Source organism: Leifsonia xyli, assembly GCA_001647635.1.
In the GTDB taxonomy this organism is placed as follows: domain Bacteria; phylum Actinomycetota; class Actinomycetes; order Actinomycetales; family Microbacteriaceae; genus Leifsonia; species Leifsonia xyli_A.
In genome coordinates this window covers 220,674-238,925 of the sequence record CP014761.1, presented here as the reverse complement: position 1 = coordinate 238,925, position 18,252 = coordinate 220,674, and the positions used below count along the sequence as shown (strand labels likewise).

General features: G+C 71.6%; 10 protein-coding genes and 1 pseudogene. 6 read left to right on the top strand and 5 right to left on the bottom strand.

The features are described 5' to 3' along the window. Positions 1–69 precede the first annotated feature (69 nt). A complete protein-coding gene (locus A0130_01210) occupies positions 70–1,248 on the bottom strand; it encodes a cysteine desulfurase (protein ID ANF33242.1) in 1,179 nt (392 codons plus the stop codon). 46 nt (positions 1,249–1,294) lie between these two features. Between A0130_01210 and A0130_01205 the strand changes: the two genes are divergently transcribed. The 3 genes from A0130_01205 to A0130_01195 are packed head-to-tail and all read left to right on the top strand — an operon-like array spanning position 1,295 to position 4,358. Further along, positions 1,295–3,385, top strand: coding sequence for a glycogen debranching enzyme (locus A0130_01205; GenBank protein ID ANF30481.1), 2,091 nt, complete (start codon positions 1,295–1,297; stop codon positions 3,383–3,385). After that, complete coding sequence (locus A0130_01200) at positions 3,385–3,873, top strand: aminoacyl-tRNA deacylase (protein ANF30480.1); 489 nt, start codon at positions 3,385–3,387, stop codon at positions 3,871–3,873. The genes A0130_01205 and A0130_01200 overlap by 1 nt, the downstream gene beginning before the upstream one ends. Then, complete coding sequence (locus A0130_01195) at positions 3,870–4,358, top strand: acetyltransferase (protein ID ANF30479.1); 489 nt, start codon at positions 3,870–3,872, stop codon at positions 4,356–4,358. Before A0130_01200 ends, A0130_01195 begins: the two co-directional genes overlap by 4 nt. A gap of 81 nt (positions 4,359–4,439) precedes the next feature. On the opposite strand, the pseudogene A0130_01190 reads toward A0130_01195, so the two are convergent. Further along, positions 4,440–7,009 (bottom strand): annotated as a pseudogene (locus tag A0130_01190) (glycogen phosphorylase). Positions 7,010–7,204: 195 nt separating this feature from the next. Here A0130_01190 and A0130_01185 point away from each other — a divergent pair. Together A0130_01185 and A0130_01180 are read left to right on the top strand one after the other, a co-directional pair. Beyond that, positions 7,205–9,166, top strand: a complete 1,962-nt coding sequence (locus A0130_01185; GenBank protein ANF33241.1) for an alpha-1,4-glucan--maltose-1-phosphate maltosyltransferase — start codon at positions 7,205–7,207, stop codon at positions 9,164–9,166. 29 nt (positions 9,167–9,195) lie between these two features. Next, complete coding sequence (locus A0130_01180) at positions 9,196–11,403, top strand: glycogen-branching enzyme (GenBank protein ANF30478.1); 2,208 nt, start codon at positions 9,196–9,198, stop codon at positions 11,401–11,403. 30 nt (positions 11,404–11,433) lie between these two features. On the opposite strand, the gene A0130_01175 is transcribed toward A0130_01180, so the two are convergent. The 3 genes from A0130_01175 to A0130_01165 form a co-directional block, all read right to left on the bottom strand. Beyond that, positions 11,434–12,219 carry a hypothetical protein gene (locus A0130_01175; protein ID ANF30477.1) on the bottom strand — a complete coding sequence of 262 codons (786 nt, stop codon included), beginning with the start codon at positions 12,217–12,219 and terminating at the stop codon, positions 11,434–11,436. A 67-nt stretch (positions 12,220–12,286) separates the two neighbouring features. After that, a complete protein-coding gene (locus tag A0130_01170; GenBank protein ANF30476.1) occupies positions 12,287–13,273 on the bottom strand; it encodes a co-chaperone YbbN in 987 nt (328 codons plus the stop codon). A 72-nt stretch (positions 13,274–13,345) separates the two neighbouring features. Continuing rightward, positions 13,346–15,214 (bottom strand): hypothetical protein, encoded by a 1,869-nt coding sequence (locus A0130_01165; GenBank protein ANF30475.1) that lies wholly within the window; start codon positions 15,212–15,214, stop codon positions 13,346–13,348. 190 nt (positions 15,215–15,404) lie between these two features. Here A0130_01165 and A0130_01160 point away from each other — a divergent pair, with 190 nt between their 5' ends. Next, positions 15,405–18,239, top strand: a complete 2,835-nt coding sequence (locus A0130_01160; GenBank protein ID ANF30474.1) for a hypothetical protein — start codon at positions 15,405–15,407, stop codon at positions 18,237–18,239. Positions 18,240–18,252: the final 13 nt, after the last annotated feature.

The following is an 18,252-nucleotide window of genomic DNA, read 5'->3' as shown; positions in this document are numbered from 1 at the left end:
GTCGACCCCCCGCTCATCGCCGCCAGAACCTTCACCCGCCGATTCTACCCGGGGTTCTCGTCGGCGCTCTCAGCGGGCGAGGCGGGAGGGGCGCTCGGCGAGACCGGCGCGCGCGGCCTGCGCGTAGGCGGCGGGGAGCGCCGCGAGGAGCGCGTCCACATCCGCCTCGGTGGACGTGCGGCCCAGGGTGAACCGCAAGGCGCTGCGCGCGTCCTCCTCGCTCCGCCCCATCGCCAGGAGCACGTGCGACGGCTCCGGGATGCCGGCGGTGCACGCCGACCCGGTGGACACCGACACGCCGGCCATGTCGAGCAGGAACAGCAGCGAGTCGCCCTGGGCGCCCGGAAAGGTGAAGTGCACGTTGGACGCGACGCGCTTCGGACCCGGCTCCGGCCCGCTCAGCACGGCGTCCGGCACGGCCGAACGGACGCCGGCGATCAGCCGGTCCCGCAGCGCCGCCAGGCGGACGGTCTCCGCCTCGCGTTCCGCCTCCGCCGCACGCGCGGCGACGGCGAACGAGACCGCGGCCGCCACATCCTGCGTCCCGCTCCGCACCTGCCGCTGCTGACCGCCGCCGTGGATGAGCGGCACAACCGTGGATGCGCGGCTCAGCACCAGCGCGCCGATCCCGACCGGGCCGCCGATCTTGTGCGCCGAGACGCTGAGCGCATCCACCCCGAGCGCCCGGAAGTCGAGCGGCACGTGTCCGTAGGCGGCCACCGCGTCCACGTGGACCGGCACCCCGGCAGCCCGGGCGACCGCGGCGAGCGCGGTCACCGGCTGAACGGTCCCCACCTCGTTGTTGACCGCGAGGAAGGTGAGCAGCGCGACGTCGTCGCCCTCGATCGCGGAGGGCACGACGATGCGGCCGGACGCGTCGAGCGGCAGCCATTCCGGCCGCGCCCCTTCGGCCCGTTCCAGCCACTCCACCGTGTCCATGGTCGCGTGGTGCTCGCCGCCGGGCGCCAGGATGCGGGGCCGCGACACCCTGTCGTTGCGCGCCCAGTACATCCCCTTCACGGCCAGGTTGATGGCCTCCGTGCCGCCGGAGGTGAAGACGACCTCGATCGGGTCGGCGCCGAGTGTGGCGGCGACGGTCTCGCGCGCCTCCTCCAGCATCCGCCGGGCGTGCTGGCCCTGGCTGTGGATGCTGGAGGGGTTGCCGACGACGCCCATGGCCTCGGCGTAGGCGGCGATCGCCTCCGGGCGCATGGGCGTGGTGGCGGCGTGGTCGAGATAGACCGGCACGGTGCCCTCCCCAGCGGTCCAGGCGTGTGTCACTACTCTAGATCGCATGACCTCGACCGATCCCCTGCGCAATCTGGGAGTCCGCGTCGGGCCGCACGGGGGCGAGCTGCGGGTGTTCTCCGCGGCGGCGGATGCGATGGAGTTGTGCATCTTCGACGAGCACGACCCGAACTGGCTGACCAAGGCGGTGCCGATGACCCGGGACGCGAACGGCGTCTGGCTGGGCCGTTCGCGTTCGCTGACGGTCGGCACCCGCTACGCCCTCCGCGTGTCCGGCCCGACGGCGCCCGCGAACTCGTTCGACCCGGAGGCGCTGCTCCTCGACCCGTACGCCCGCGGCCTGGTGCGGGTGGCGGCGGACGGCTTCCGGTCGGTGGTCGTCGCGGACGGCTTCGACTGGGGCGAGGCGCGCAAGCCCGCCACCCCGCTGGACCACACGGTGATCTACGAGGCGCACGTGCACGGAATCAGCCGGCTCAACCCGGAGGTCCCGGAGGAGCTGCGCGGCAGCTACGCGGGCCTCGCGCACGAGTCGACCATCCGGTACCTGAAAGACCTCGGCGTCACGGCGGTCGAACTGCTGCCGGTGCACGCGTTCGTGTCGGAGCAGCGGCTCATCCAGGAGGGGCTGACCAACTACTGGGGCTACAACACCCTCAACTTCTTCAGCCCGCACGCGCCCTACGCCTCACGCGGCGCGCAGGCGGCCGGCCCGGAGGCGGTGCTCGCCGAGTTCAAGGGCATGGTGAAGCTGCTGCACCTGGCGGGCATCGAGGTGATCCTCGACGTTGTCTACAACCACACCGCCGAGGAGGGCCACGACGGCCCGCGCACCAGTTTCCGCGGGATCGACAACGCCACGTACTACCGGCACGACGACGCCGGTGCCTACATCGACGTCACGGGATGCGGCAACACCGTCGACTTCGGCAATCCCGTCCCCCAGCGGCTCGTGCTCGACTCGCTGCGCTACTGGGCGAACGAGATGCAGATCGACGGGTTCCGCTTCGACCTGGCGGCCACGCTCGGCCGCGGGACCGACGCGTCCTTCCACCGCGACCACCCGCTCCTCCTGGCCGCGCAGTCCGACCCGGCGCTCGCGGGCGTGAAGCTGATCGCGGAGCCGTGGGATGTGGGACTCGGCGGCTGGCAGACCGGCAACTTCCCCGGGCCCTCGGGAGGGCACGACGGCTGGTCGGAGTGGAACGACCGCTACCGCGACCGGGTTCGCAACTTCTGGCTCGCCGACATCGCCGAGGCCCGGCGGAACGGGCAGGCGCCGGTCGGCATCGGCGGTTTCGCCACGCGGCTGGCGGGGTCGTCGAACACGTTCTCGCCCGAGCGCGGGCCGCTCGCATCCATCAACTTCGTCACGGCGCACGACGGCTTCACGATGGCCGACCTCACCGCCTACGACGTCAAGCACAACCTCGGCAACGGCGAGAACAACCGCGACGGCACCGACAACAACCGCTCGTTCAACCACGGCGTCGAGGGGCCGACGACGGACGAGTCCATTCTCCTGGTGCGTGCGAAGGCCATCCGGAACCTGATGGGGACGCTGCTGCTGTCGGCGGGCGTCCCGATGATCACCGCGGGCGACGAGTACGGCCGCAGCCAGCGCGGCAACAACAACGCGTACTGCCAGGACAGCGAGCTGACCTGGCTCACCTGGCTGCGCACGCGCGAGCAGCGGGAGCTGTACGAGACGACCAAGCGCCTGCTGCAGCTGCGACGGGACAACCCCGCGCTCCGGCCGGTCCGCTACGCGGTGTCGGGCCAGGAGACGCCGAACGCCAGCCACATGGACTGGTATGACGCGACCGGTCAGCGGATGGACGACGACGACTGGAACTCCCCCGCCAACCGGACGCTGCAGTACGTGGCCGCGTCGACGCCGGTCACCGAGGAGTTCAACCGCATCCTGCTGATCGTCCACGGCGTCGAGGACGACGTGGAGGTGTCGCTGCCCGCAGCGCCCGGCGTCACGTCGTACCAGCTGCTGTGGGACTCGTCGACGGAGGTGCCGATTCCCGAGGACCCGACCGAGTACCCGCCGGGGACGGTCCGGCTCGTCGGCGGCACGTCGATGCAGCTGTACAGGGCGAACGGCCCGCGGGTCGACGAGGAGGGCTGATGGCGCGCGCGAAGGCTGCGGCGGGGACGCCGGCCACGGTCGCGCTGACGGCCGCGGGCATCACGTTCGCGACGCATCCGTATGAGCATGACCCGTCAGCGCCGTCGTTCGGGCTGGAGGCGGCGGAGGCGCTGAGCGTGGAACCGGACCGCGTGTTCAAGACGCTGTTGGCAGACACCGACCTCGGGCTCGTGGTCGGCGTGGTTCCCGTCACCGGGATGCTCGACCTCAAGGCCCTGGCCGCCGCGGTCGGTGCGAAGCGGGCGACGATGGCGGAGCCGGCGGTCGCCGAGCGTCGCACCGGGTACGTCGTGGGCGGCATCAGCCCGATCGGGCAGAAGACCGCGCATCCGACCGTCGTGGACGAGACCGCGCAGCTCTTCGACACCGTCTTCGTGTCGGGAGGCAAGCGCGGCTTCGACATCGAGCTGTCGCCCGGCGACCTGCTGACGGCGACCGGCGGCTCCTACGCGGGGATCGCGAAATGACCGGCGCGATCTCGGTCCGCCCGGCGACGGTGGACGACGCAGGCGCGATCGCGCGCGTCCACGTGCTGTCCTGGCGCGAGGCGTATGCCGGGCGGATGCCCGCGGACTTCCTCGCCTCGCTCGACATCGAGCGGCGGGCCCGCGGGTGGGTCACCATCCTCTCCGACGGTATGACGGACGCCTTCGTCGCCTCCCGCGACGGCGAGGTGGTCGGCTGGGCGACCGCCGGACCGGGGCGCGACGACGACGCCCCCCGCCCGCTCGAACTGGAGGGCATCTACGTTCTCGCCGACGCCCACGGCTCGGGCGCGGGTCAGCTCCTGCTCGATGCGGCGATCGGCGACGCCCCCGCCTACCTGTGGGTCATGGACGGCAACGCCCGCGCCGAGGCCTTCTACCGCCGCAACGGCTTCGCGCGCGACGGCGCGACCGCCACGCACCCCGTCGGCCCCACCTCCGTCCCCGCGGTCCGCATGACCCGCTGACCCCCACCATCGAGTCCGCAAAGACTGCACGCTCCTGCGGCCTCTCGCGTGCACTCTTTGCGGACTCGGCGGCGGGGCTGCTCAGGAGGCGGTGGTGACGAGGCCGAGTTCGGCGGGGGTGAGGAGCAGGTCGTTCACGGGGACGACGCGGACGGTGTAGCCGAAGGAGCCGGCCCACGCGAGCCGGACCGTGCCGACGAACTCGTGCGCGACGGTCGCGTCGTGCGTCCCGGGCACCGAGGTGTCGACCGTGAGCGCCTGGTGGCGCGTGTCGGTCAGCTCGTCGTCATGGCTGCGGCCGTAGACGAGCTGCACCTCGACGTCCGACGGGTCGAGCCCGTTCAGGTGCACCAGTGCGCGGACGTGGAGCTCGTCGCCGACCTGCGGCACCGCATCCACGCCCCCGGCGTCCACGTGGGCGACGTTGACGCCCGGCCAGGCCGCCTCCACCTTCGCCTTCCAGTCGGCGAGCGAGCGCGCCTCGGCGAAGTCGTCCTCGGTCAGGCGGTCCTCATAGGAGGCCGCGGGCACATACAGGCGCTCCACGTACTCCCGCACCATCCGCTCGGCCGACAGCGGCGCGGACAGCGTGGCCAGCGTGTGCCGGATGCGGGAGATCCACGCGGTCGGGACGCCGTCGCCGTCGCGGTCGTAGAACCGCGGCGCGATCTGGTGCTCGATGAGGTCGTACATCGCCTCCGCCTCGAGCGCGTCGCGCTCGGCGCCGTCACCGGCGGCGTCCGCCGACGGGATCGCCCACCCGTTCTCGCCGTCGTAGAACTCGTTCCACCAGCCGTCGAGGATCGACAGGTTCAGCGCGCCGTTCAGCGCGGCCTTCATGCCGGAGGTGCCGCACGCCTCGAGGGGCGGAGCGGGTTGTTCAGCCACACGTCCGTGCCCGGGTAGAGCAGCTGCGCCATCCCGATGTCGTAGTCGGGCAGGAACACCATCCGCTGCCGGATGTCGGCCTCCGACGCGAACTGCACCAGCTTCTGGATGAGGCGCTTGCCCTCGTCGTCAGCCGGATGCGACTTGCCCGCGATCACGAACTGCACCGGACGCTTCGGGTCGGTCAGGATGCGGCGCAGCCGGTCAGGGTCGTGCAGCATCAGCGTGAGCCGCTTGTACGTCGGCACACGTCGGGCGAAGCCGATGGTGAGGACGTTCGGGTCGAGCAGGTCGTCCATCCACGCGGGGGCGATGCCGCCCGGGTTCTGCTCCTCCCACGCCCGCTCGAGTCGGCGCCGGGCGTCCTGGACCAGCTGCTCGCGCATCCGGTTGCGCACGCCCCACAGGTCGAGGTCGCTGACCGCGCCGCTGTTGGCCCAGTCGGCGTGCGTGGTGTCCTCTGTGCCCAGGCGCTCCAGGGCGAGGGCGCGGAGCATCGGGTCGGTCCACGTCGGCGCGTGGACGCCGTTCGTGACCGAGTCGATCGGCACCTCCTGCGGGTCGAAGCCCGGGTAGAGGCCGTTGAACATGTGCCGGGACACGTCGCCGTGGAGCTGCGACACGCCGTTCGCATGCTGGCCGAGGCGCAGGCCCATGACCGCCATGTTGAAGACGTCCGGCGAGCCGCCGGGGTAGTCCTCCGCACCGAGCGGGAGCACCTGGTCCACGGACACGCCCGGAAGGAGCGACGTCGAGAAATACCGCTGGACCAGCGGCTTGTCGAACCGGTCGATGCCGGCCGGGACCGGCGTGTGCGTCGTGAACACGGTGCCCGCGCGCACGACCTGCAGCGCCTGGTCGAAGGTGAGCCCCTCGCCGATCAGGTCGGAGATGCGCTCGAGCCCCAGGAAGCCGGCGTGGCCCTCGTTGGTGTGGAACACCTCCGCCTCGGGCGCGCCGGTCAGCTCGGTCCACGCCTTCACGGCGCGCACGCCGCCGATGCCGAGCAGCAGCTCCTGCAGCAGCCGGTGCTCTCCCCCGCCGCCGTACAGGCGGTCGGTGACCGAGCGCAGGCGCTCCTCGTTGTCGGGGATGTCGGTGTCGAGCAGGAGCAGCTTCACGCGACCGACCGCGGCCTGCCAGACGCGCGCGTGCAGCACGCCATCCGGCAGGGCCAGCGAGATCTGCACCGGCGTGCCGTCCGGGTTGCGGAGCACGCTGAGCGGCAGGCCGTCGGGGTCGAGCACCGGGTAGCTCTCCAGCTGCCACCCGTCGGGCGTGATCGCCTGCGAGAAGTAGCCGGAGCGGTAGAAGAGCCCGGCGGCGACGATCGGCACGCCGAGGTCGCTGGCCGCCTTCAGGTGGTCGCCCGCGAGGATGCCGAGGCCGCCTGAGTACTGCGGCAGCGTGGCGGCGATGCCGAACTCCGGCGAGAAGTAGGCGATGGTCTTGGGCGCGCCCTCGCCGAGCGACTGGTACCAGCGCGGCTCGCTGAGGTAGGCGCGGAGGTCGTCGCGGATGTGGTTCGCCCAGTCGACGTAACCCTGATCGCCCGCGAGCTCGGCGAGCCGCGAGGGCTCGACGGCGCCGAGGAGGGCGATCGGATCGTGTCTGACCTGCTGCCACAGCTCGGGCGAGATGCGGGCGAACAGCTCCTTGGTGGGCTCGTGCCAGGACCAGCGGAGGTTGCCGGCGATCTCCTCCAGAGCGGAGAGGTTGTCGGGGAGGACGGCGCGGACGGTAAATCGACGGATGGCCTTCACCCGCTCCACCTTAGATGAGCCTCATGACGCGCGGGTTAATGAGTGTACGTTCGGACCGTGGTGAAGAACGCAGCGACCAAGTCAGCAGCCGCCGCGCCCGAGGCGGCCACGAAGCAACCCCCCGTGGAGTCGGCGCCCGCGGCGACCCCGGCGCCCCCGGCGCACTACGAGCCCCTGCTCCCCCGCATCCCGATCCTGGAGCTCTCGCCCCAGGTCGATGAGGGGCTGTGGGCGGCGACGGCGTTCAGCGGCGAGGTGATCCCGTTCCGTGCGACCGCGTTCCGCGAGGGGCACGACAAGATCGGCGTGGACCTCATCCTGCTCGACCCCGCCGGGCAGCAGAGCGAGCACCACATGCACCCGCTCACTCCCGGCACCGACCGCTGGGAGGTGGAGGTGCAGCTCGACCAGACCGGCCTGTGGCGCTACCGCGTGCAGGCGTACGCCGACGAGTACGCGACCTGGCACCACAACGCCGAGGTGAAGGTCCCGGCCGGGATCGACGTCGAGCTCATGCTGACGATCGGCCACGACCTCCTGGTGCGAGCGTCGAAGGACAAGCGGCGCAGCACCGCCGAGCGCCGCCACCTCTCCGAAGCCGCCAAGGTGGTCGCGGACACCAAGCGGCCCGTCGAGGAGCGCTTCCAGGCGGCCGTGGACGACCGCATCCAGCAGGTGCTCGCCGAACGGCCCGTGGTGAGCCTGCCGTCCCTGTCGGCCACGCGCGCTATCCAGGTCGAGCGCACGCGCGCCGGAGTCGGCAGCTGGTACGAGTTCTTCCCGCGGTCCGAGGGCGCGAAGAAGCGCGCGAACGGCACCTGGCAGTCCGGCACCTTCCGCACGGCGGCGAAGCGCCTGCCCGAGATCGCTGCCATGGGCTTCGACGTCGTCTACCTCCCGCCCATCCACCCGATCGGCCGCACGTTCCGCAAGGGACCCAACAACACGCTCGACGCCGGCCCCAACGACCCGGGGTCGCCGTGGGCGATCGGCAGCGCCGAGGGCGGCCACGACGCCATCCACCCCGACCTCGGCACCGAGAAGGACTTCACCTTCTTCATCGGGAAGGCCAAGCAGGCGGGCCTCGAGGTCGCCCTCGACCTGGCTCTCCAGGCGTCGCCCGACCACCCGTGGGTGCAGACCCACCCCGAGTGGTTCACCACCCTCCCCGACGGCACGATCGCGTATGCGGAGAACCCGCCGAAGAAGTACCAGGACATCTACCCCATCAACTTCGACAACGACTACGAGGGGCTCCGTCAGGAGGTGCTCCGCATCGTCCGGCACTGGATGGCGCTCGGCGTCCGCATCTTCCGCGTCGACAACCCTCACACCAAGCCGCTGCACTTCTGGGAGTGGCTCATCCACACGGTCAACGAGACCGACCCGGACGTGGTGTTCCTGGCCGAGGCGTTCACGCGGCCCGCCATCCTCCGCACCCTGGCGAAGGCCGGGTTCCAGCAGTCCTACTCGTACTTCACCTGGCGCAACACCAAGGAGGAGCTGGAGGAGTTCCTCGACTCGATCGCGCACGAGACGGCGGACTACCTGCGGCCGAACCTGTTCGTGAACACCCCGGACATCCTCACCGAGTACCTGCAGTTCGGCGGCCAGCCGGCGTTCAAGGTGCGTGCCGCGATCGCCGCCACCGCCGCACCGACGTGGGGCGTGTACTCCGGCTACGAGCTGTTCGAGAACGTGGCCCGGCCGGGAGCCGAGGAGTACATCGACAACGAGAAGTACGAGTACCGGCCGCGCGACTACACCCGCGCGCAGCAGGAGGGACGCTCGCTCGCGGGCTACCTGACCATGCTCAACCGGGCGCGGAGCGAGCACCCGGCGCTCCGGCAGCTGCGCAACCTGTCGATCCACTGGAGCGACGACGACAGCATCCTCGTCTACTCCAAGTACCTCGACGGCCGCTTCACCCGCAGCGGCAAGGCCGACGCGGTCATCGTGGTCGCGAACGTCGACCCGCACTCGGTGCGCGAGACGATCATCCACCTCGACCCCACCCGGTTCGGGATCCCGTTCGGGCGGCAGTTCGAGGTGAAGGACCGGGTGACCGGCCAGCGCTGGACCTGGGGCACCGACAACTACGTGCGTCTGGACGCCTTCACCGAGCCCGTGCACATCCTGTCCGTCCGCCCGCTGTGACCGCCGACCGAGAGCTGAGGAGCCGCACCATGTCCCCGATCCCCGAAGGCGCCGCCGCCGTCGAACTGCCCGCCATCGACGAGACCGTGCTCGCCACGATCGCCGCCGGCAGCTACCACGACCCGCACTCGGTGCTCGGGCAGCACCAGGTGAACGCGCCCGGCGTCGCCGACCCGGTCACCGTCATCCGCACCCTCCGGCCGCTGGCCCGCGAGGTCTTCGCGGTGCTGTCGACCGGCGCGCACATCGAACTGGCCCACCTCGGCTACGGCGTGTGGCAGGGCGTCGACATCGTCGGACCCGGCGCGTACCAGATCGAGGCGCGCTACGACGACGGCAGCACGTGGACCGCGGACGACCCCTACCGCTTCCTTCCCACCATCGGACAGCTCGACCTGCACCTGATCGGCGAGGGCCGCCACGAGACGCTCTGGACCGCGCTCGGCGCACATGTGCGCGATCTCGGCGGCGTCGTCGGCACCTCCTTCACCGTGTGGGCGCCGCACGCGCGCGCGGTCCGCGTCGTCGGGAACTTCAACGGCTGGGACGGCACGCTGTACTCGATGCGCAACATGGGCTCGTCGGGCGTCTGGGAGCTGTTCGTCCCCGGCCTCGGCGAGGGCGAGATCTACAAGTTCGACATCCTCGCGCAGGACGGCCGCTGGGTGCGCAAGATCGACCCGCTGGCCCAGCTCGCCGAGACGCCGCCCGCGACCGCGTCCCGCGTCACCGTCAGCCGCCACGCGTGGGAGGACGACGAGTGGATGGCCTCCCGCGCCGCGCACGACCCGCACGCGGGCCCGATGAGCGTCTACGAGCTGCACTTCGGCTCGTGGCGGCCGGGGCTCGGCTACCGCGAGGCGGCGGACGAGCTGATCGACTACGTCGGCGCGCTCGGCTACACGCACGTGGAGTTCCTGCCGCTCGCCGAGCATCCCTTCGGCGGATCGTGGGGCTACCAGGTGACCGGCTACTACGCGCCGACGAGCCGCTTCGGTCACCCGGACGACCTCAAGTACCTCATCGACCGGCTGCACCAGGCCGGCATCGGCGTCATCCTCGACTGGGTGCCGGGCCACTTCCCCAAGGACGACTGGGCGCTCGCCCGGTTCGACGGCCAGCCGCTGTACGAGCACGCGGACCCGCGCCGCGGCGAGCACAAGGACTGGGGCACGTACATCTTCGACTACGGCAACTCGCAGGTGCGCAACTTCCTCGTCGCCAACGCGCTGTACTGGCTGGAGGAGTTCCACGTCGACGGCCTCCGCGTCGACGCCGTCGCCTCGATGCTGTACCTCGACTACTCCCGCAACGACGGCGAGTGGGAGCCGAACATCCACGGCGGCCGGGAGAACCTGGAGGCGATCGGGTTCCTGCAGGAGGTCACCGCGACCGCGTACAAGCGCAACCCCGGCACGGTGATGATCGCCGAGGAGTCGACCAGCTACCCGGGTGTCACAGCGCCCACCTCATCCGGCGGCCTCGGCTTCGGCCTCAAGTGGAACATGGGCTGGATGCACGACGCGCTCCAGTACATCCACGAGGACCCGATGTACCGCAGCTACCACCACGGCGAGATCACGTTCTCGTTCGTCTACGCGTGGAGCGAGAACTTCCTCCTGCCGATCAGCCACGACGAGGTCGTGCACGGCAAGGGGTCGCTGCTGGGCAAGATGCCCGGTGACCACTGGCAGCAGCTGGCGAACGCCCGGGTGTTCCTCGCCTTCATGTGGGCGCACCCCGGCAAGCAGCTGCTGTTCATGGGCCAGGAGTTCGGGCAGCTGTCGGAGTGGAGCGAGGAGCGCGGACTCGACTGGTGGATGCTCGACCAGCCGGCGCACCGCGGCCTCTGGAACCTCGTGGCCCAGCTCAACGCCGTGTACAAGGACAACCCGCAGCTGTGGGCGCGCGACAACGAGCCACAGGGGTTCGAATGGCTCGACGGGTCCGACGCGCAAGGCAACGTCATCGCGTTCCTCCGCAAGGACGCCGACGGGTCGCCGATCGCCGTGGTGTTCAACTTCTCGGGGGCGCCGCATAGCGACTACCGCATCGGCCTGCCCTTCGCCGGCGAGTGGGAGGAGCTGCTCAACACGGACGCCGAGACCTTCGGCGGATCGGGCGTGGGCAACCTCGGCGCGGTGACCGCCACGGACGACCCGTGGATGGGACGCCCGGCCTCCGCCGTGCTGACCCTGCCGCCGCTCGGGGCGCTGTACCTGAAGCCCCGCGGCTGACGCTCCGCCTGCAGTCGGCTCCTGCGGCGCTCAGGCGCGGGAGTCGACCCAGGCGCCGTAGTGCACGCCGTCGACGGCGTGCTCGGGGACGAGATTGCGGCCCGCACGCCAGGTGGCGCCCAGTCCCCCGCCGAGGCGGATCGGGAGGATGTAGCGGCGGCTGCCGCTCGCGCGCTTCCACTGCTCGGCGAGCGAGCGCGCCGACTCCACGCGCGGTCCGCCGATGTGGCGGACGCTGTCCGGCTCGCCGGCACCCTCGGCCACGTCGACCAGCACGCGCGCGACATCGGTCACCGCGATGGGCTGGAACCGGGTGCCGCTCGGGGTGAGCAGCACTCCCAGGGGACGCCCGCGGTCGAAGATCGCCGTGACGAAGTCGTGGAACTGGGTCGCCCGCACGATCCGGGTGTCGAGCGGAGACTCCCGGTACGCCCGCTCCTGCGCGGCCTTCGCGCGGTAATAGCCGTAGGAGGACCCGTCCACGCCCACGATCGAGAGGACCACCGCACGGTGCACGCCGAAACGCGCCGCCGTGTGGACCAGGTTCTGCGCGCCGACGGCGAAGACGTGCGCCGCCTGCTTGCCGACCGCGTTGCTGGCGTCGACGATGACGTCGACGCCGTCCACCGCCTCCTCGAGGCCCGCGCCGGTCACCAGGTCCGCCGTGACGTAGGCGGCGCCGTTCACGTAGGCGTCGGCGTCGTCGTCGGGCACCCGCCGCGCGGCGACGACCACGTCGTGGCCGCGTTCGATCGCCTCGGCGGTGACGGCGCGGCCGGCCAGGCCGGTGCCTCCGACGACGAGCACACGAGACATGGGCCATCACTCCTGAGCGGTGAGCGGGACGAGAGACGCCGCCGACCGCGGCCCGTGGGGGTCGGGCTCAGTACAGCAGCGACGCCAGCCTAGCCCTGGCCTTGCCGACTCGCGGGTCGTCCACACCCACGATCTCGAAATACTCGAGGATGCGGGCCCGCACCTGCTCCTTGCCGGCGGCGTCGAGCGACGGGAAGAGCGTGAGGAGCCGGTCGAAGGCGTCCTCGACGTGACCGCCGGAGATGTCGAGGTCGGCGACCCCGAGCTGCGCCTCCGCGTCACGCGGCGCCTCGGCGGCCGCGGTCCGCAGTTCGTCGGCCGAGTGGCCGCTGAGCCGGGCGAGGAGGCTGACCTGCGCCAGGCCCGCGGCGGCCATGGTGTCTCGCGGGTCCTGGGCGATCGCCGTGCGGTAGGCGCGGATGGCGCCCTCATAATCCCCGCGATCGATCGCCTCGTACGCCTCCTGGTGCAGGGGCGGGAGCGGAGGCTCGGGAGCCGGCTCCGCGGCCGCGACGTCGGAGTCCGCGCCGTCAGCGCCACTCTCGACGGTCACCGACTCGGTCACGCCGTTCTGCGCGGCGAGCTGCAGCAGCTGCTCGAACACGTCGCGGAGCTGGTCCTCGGCGACGACACCGGCGAACAGCTGCACCGGGCGGCCGGCGACCAGCGCGGCCACCGTGGGAACCGCCTGCGCCTGGAACGCCTGCGTGAGCTGCGGGTTCGCATCCACGTCGATCTTCACGCTGACCAGGCGGCCCTGGAACCTCCCCACGGCGCGGTCGAGCACCGGGGCGAACTGCTGCCACTGCTCCGACCGCTCGGTGCCCAGCCCGACGACGATCGGCACCCGCATCGACAGGTCGATGAAGTCGTTGAAGTTGGCGTCGGTGCCCTCGAAATACAGGCTCGGCAGGGTCAGATCACCCGTCGGCTGCCCGGCGGGCGCACCGGCCGCGCCACTCGCTGCCCCGGCGGCGGGAGCCGGACGGTTGACGAGCGAGCTGAGGTCGACGGCCCCGCGCAGGTTGGTGGGCGGGGGCGGGACGTTGCTCATTGATCCTCCACGTGACGGTGCTCGATCATGCCCGAGCACGACTCTTCAGGATACTCGCGTCGCCGCCCTGCGTTACGGGATCTGCTCGGCCGAGGTCATGCCCTGCGCGAACCCGAGCAGGGTGATCTTGGCGTCGGAACCCGCCGGCGGCACGTAGAAGGCGAGCTGGTAGCCGAAGTCGGACTGGATGCCGGTCTTCGAAGACGCGACCCCGCTGAGCGCGGCAGCGGTCGCACCGGCGCTCACCTCGGCGCCCGCCTCAACGACCTTCAGCACCTGCGACTCTTTAAGGTCTGTCCAGACGATCGCACCGGAGTCGTTGGTCGCCATGGCGACGTCCTTGCCGTCACCGGGCGCGCTCGTGAACGTCAGCGACGCCGTAGCGGGGACGGCCGCCTTCTGCTTGGCCTTCCAGTCGGCGCCGACCTGGGTGCGCAGGGTGTCGCCCTCCGCGCTGAACAGGCTCGCGTACTGGCTCTTGTCGCCGTTCATCAGGATGTCGCCGTACGCCGCGGCCACCTTCTCCGGCGGGAGGGCGAGCAGCTTCGAGTCCGGCGGGACGACCGCGGAGCCGATGCTCGCCGGTGCGAGGTTCGGCACCTTGGCCTTGGGCTCGAGCGAGACGGCGTACTCCACCTGGTAGTTGTCGCGCGGCGTCGCCTGCACGAGCGTCAGCGCGATGGGCGCCTGGGCGTTGCCCTTCGCGTCCTTGGGGCTGTCGATGACGGCGGCGACAGTGCGCGGCCACGCGTCGGTCGCCTGCGGGAGCGAGAGCACGATCGGGCTCGCCGGGATGGCGGGCAGCGCCGGCTCGTCGGCCTTCTTCGCGCGGATGGCGTAGTTCGCGGTGCGGAGCTGCAGCGCCGGGCCCGTGAAGCGCGCCTTGGCGAGGTCGGGGCTGGCCTTGGCGTCGGCCTGTGCCGCCGCATCCGAGATGCGCTTCACGATCCGCTCCAGCTGCGGAACCGTCACGGCGGGCGGCAGCTGCCCCTGCGCGTCGGGCGCTTCCGTCGCGAGCGGGGTCGCGGTCTTCGACGGCGTCGTGGCAGCATCCGTGCCGGTCGTGCAGCCGGTGAGGGCCAGGGCGCCGGCCACGGCGACGGGCAGGATGACGCGGGCGCGGCGGCTGGAACGGCGGCCTCGCGGGGTGGTCTCGATCATGGCGGTGGGCTTGTACTTGGGGGCCTTGGGAAGCTTCGGCATCTTCGGGCCGCTCTTGCGGCGCGGGCCGCGCGAGCGGCGGTGGGTGTACAGGCCCCAGAGGTACAGGGCGATGCCGATGACGAGGAGGATGAGCCCGCCGATGATGAGCGGGAAGGCCCACGGCGTGCTGGAGTCGACGGGCCACGTCACGGTGAGGCGCGACGGCGCCGCCTTCGTGCCGTCGGTGGCGACGATGACGCTCACGTCGTCCGGGATGTTCATGCGGGTGACCTGGGCGGCCTCGCCGTCGAACTCCTCGAGCCAGAGGTCCGAGCCCGCCGGGTTGGGCCCCGCGGTCGCGGCGGTCGACGACCCGGTGGTCGCACCCGCCGTCGCGGCGGGCGTCGGAGTGGGAGCCGGCGTCGCGGTGGAGCTCGACTCCTCACTGCTCGACGCGGTCGGCTTCGGCGTCACGGCCTTCGTCGTCAGGTCACCGGTGGACTTCTGATAGCGCACGGCGACGTACTTCTGGTCGCCGAGCCACGCCTTGACGTCCGCTGTACGGCCGTAAGCCACGACCGGCGTGGCGCCCGCGGGGGCGTCAGAGATCGTCAGGGTCTGCTGCCCGGGGTGGGCGTTGAGCGCGGAGCCGTCGATCACCAGGTAACGCGGGTCTCCGGAGACGGTCGCGCCGGCCTCGATGCGGGTCGGCGGCGCGAAGACGGTGCGCTGCGCGATGCCGGCCACGATCATGACCGCGGCGACGACGAACGCGACGATGGCGAGTACGAAACGCAAGCAGGACTCCTCATGTGCCGAAGTTCGGGGGCGGGCACAGTCACACGACGATACCGGACATGCCTGAAAGGCAGCTAACCCTTGCCTGGACGCTTTCGGCACCCCCCGTGCGGGCGTACACCCGCGAATTGTAGGATCGTCGCGGCGCGCGTGAGGCGGGTCGACCCGAACATCCCCAGGAGTAACAACAGTGGCCACCGACGAATCCACCTTCACGCAGGCCTTCCGCGGCTATGACAAGGACGAGGTCGACAAGGCGCTGCAGGAGCTGCGTCGCGAGCTGATCGCGTCCAACACCAAGGCGGCCGACTCCGCCAAGGAGATCAAGCGGCTGCAGGCCCGCATCGACGACCTCAACGCCGAGATCGAGGAGGTCGGCAGCCCGACGTACTCCGGGCTCGGCACGAAGCTCGAGAACACCCTCCGGGTCGCCGAGGAGCAGTCCACCCGCCTGATCGCCCAGGCCGACATCGACGCTGAGAAGCTGCGCGCGGGCGTGGCCGCCGAGATCGAGAAGGTCAAGAAGGCCGCGGCCGCGCAGGCCGAGCGCATCCTGGCCGACGCCCAGGCGCGCGCCACGACGCTGCTCGAGGATGCGCAGATCGAGTCGGGAGAGCTGCTCACCAAGACCCGGGCCGACAAGGAGACCCTGCTCAACGACGCCATGCGCGAGGCGGCCGCCATCCGCGGCGCCGTCGCCACCGAGGCGGCGGAGCTGCGCGCGACGAGCAAGCGGGAGGCCGCGGCGGTGCGAGCCGAGGCCGACCGCGAGGCCGCCGAGCTGAAGGCCGTGGCCTCCCGCGAGGCGGAGGCCGCCCGCGCCGAGGCCGCCGAACTCGACCGGACCATCGCCTCCCGTCGGGCCGAGCTCGAGAACGCGCTGGCAGAGGACCGCGCGGCATTCGAGCGCGAGGCCGCCCAGACCCGCCTGGAGCTCGACCGTCGCGTCGCCGAGACCGCCGACCGCCTCGCCGCAGAGGAGGCCGAGACGCGCAACGCCCTCGCCGCCGAGGCCGCGCAGGCCCGCGCCGACCTGGCCGCCGAGGTCGAGGAGCAGCGGTCGGAGCTCGCCGCCGCCGCGGCGCAGACCCGCGCCGATCTCGAGAACGAGGAGAAGACGCGCCGGCTGGCGCTCGCGACCGAGGTGGAGCAGACCACCAAGTCCCTCGCCGCCGAGGTCGAGCAGACGAAGTCCGCCCTCGCCGCCGAGGTGGAGCAGGCGCGATCCGCGCTCGAGGCCGACGTCACCACGACCCGCAGCGCGCTCGCGGACGAGGTGGAGCGCACCAAGGCGGAGCTCGCCGACGAGGTCACCCGCACCCGTTCGGCGCTGGCCGAAGAGGTGTCGCGCATGAAGTCGGAGCTCGAGACGCAGGTCGCCACCACCCGGTCCGCCCTGGAGAACGAGGTCACCTCCACCCGTGCCGCGCTCGAGAGCGAGGTCACCACGACCAAGACCGCCCTCGCGGAAGAGGTCGAGCGCACCACCACGCAGCTCGCCGACGACGTGCTGCAGACGCGGACCACGCTCCAGAAGGAGACGACCGAAACCCGGACGGCCCTGGAGGCCGATCGAGCCGCAACCGCCGCTCAGCTGGCCGCCGACCGCGAGCAGACCGCGAGCGAACTGGCTGCCGAGGTCGAGCAGACCCGTGCCCGCCTGGCCGCGGACGCCGAGCGCCAGCGCCGCGAGCTGGAGGCGGAGGCCGCCGACCTCCGAGCGGAGCTCGCGACCGAAGTCGACACCGCCCGCTCGGCGCTGGCCGACGAGATCGCCCGCGAACGCAGCGCCGTCGAGGCCGAGCTGACCGCGGGCCGCGCGCGCCTCGCCGCCGAGGTCGAGTCGACCACCACCTCCCTCGCCGCCGAGGTCGAGCAGACCCGGTCGAGCCTGGAGACGGAGGTCACCACGACCAAGGCGGCCCTCGCGGCGGAGGTCGAGCAGACGAAGAAGGCGCTCGAAGCCGAGGTCACCACGACGAAGGCCGCCCTGGCCGACGAGGTCGCGCGCACGCAGACCGAGCTGGCCGCCGAGGTCGAGCAGACCAAGGCGGAGCTCGCCGCGGAGGTCGAGCAGACGAAGTCCGCGCTCGAGACCGAGGTGACGACGACGAAGTCGGCGCTGGTCGCTGAGGTCGAGCAGACCAAGAAGGCCCTCGCGGCCGAGGTCGCGCAGACCAAGAGCGCACTCGCCGCCGAGTCGGACCAGACGCGCAGCCGCCTCGCCGAGGACATCCGGAACACCACCACCGACCTGGCCGACAAGCGCGAGGCGACCGCGAACGAGCTCGCCGACCAGCGGGAGCAGCAGCGCCTCGAGCTCGAGCGCGAGGCGGAGCGCTCGCGCCTGACGATCGCCGACGAGGCGCAGCAGACCCGGGTCGCCCTCGAGAAGGAGACAGCCGAGGCGCGCGCGGAGCTCGCCCGCGAGGTCGCCGAGGCGCGCACCGCCCTGGAGGCCGAGCTCGCCGAGCGCACGGCCGCCTTCGAGCAGGAGGCCGCCGGCGCCCGCGCGGCGCTCGACACCGAGCTGACGACTCTCCGCACGACCACCCTCGAGGAGGTCGATGCGCGCACGCGCGAGATGGAGCAGGCCCGCATCGACCTCGACGTCGAGCTCCGCGCCCGCCGCGACGAGGCCGAGAAGGAGTACCTCGCCCGCCACCAGGAGGCCGTGGCCCAGACGCAGAAGTACCTCGACGAGGCGAACGTCCAGCTGGCGGACGCGGTCAAGCGCACCGCGCAGGCCCGCTCCGAGGCGGAGGCCTTCGAGACCGAAGCCCGGCGCACCGTCACCGAGGCCCGCAAGAAGGCCGAGGACACGGCGGCCGCGATCATCCGGGACGCCGAGGAGCGCTCCGACGCGCTTCTGGCCGAGACCGAAGAGCGCACGCAACGCCTGGTCGCCGACGCCGAGGAGCGCCTGGCCCAGATTAGGATCGAGCGTGAGGCCGTGGCCGGGTACTTCGAGAACCTCCGGGGCGTCCTGCAGCAGGCCGAGAAGGTGACCGCAGACCGCGACTGATCCCAGGGGGAAC

Excerpts from the sequence above, each read along its gene's own strand:
- A0130_01170 (ANF30476.1), bottom strand. The coding sequence starts at position 13,273 with ATGAGCAACGTCCCGCCCCCGCCCACCAACCTGCGCGGGGCCGTCGAC.
- A0130_01205 (ANF30481.1), top strand. The coding sequence starts at position 1,295 with ATGACCTCGACCGATCCCCTGCGCAATCTGGGAGTCCGCGTCGGGCCG.
- A0130_01180 (ANF30478.1), top strand. The coding sequence starts at position 9,196 with ATGTCCCCGATCCCCGAAGGCGCCGCCGCCGTCGAACTGCCCGCCATC.
- A0130_01195 (ANF30479.1), top strand. The coding sequence starts at position 3,870 with ATGACCGGCGCGATCTCGGTCCGCCCGGCGACGGTGGACGACGCAGGC.
- A0130_01175 (ANF30477.1), bottom strand. The coding sequence starts at position 12,219 with ATGTCTCGTGTGCTCGTCGTCGGAGGCACCGGCCTGGCCGGCCGCGCC.
- A0130_01200 (ANF30480.1), top strand. The coding sequence starts at position 3,385 with ATGGCGCGCGCGAAGGCTGCGGCGGGGACGCCGGCCACGGTCGCGCTG.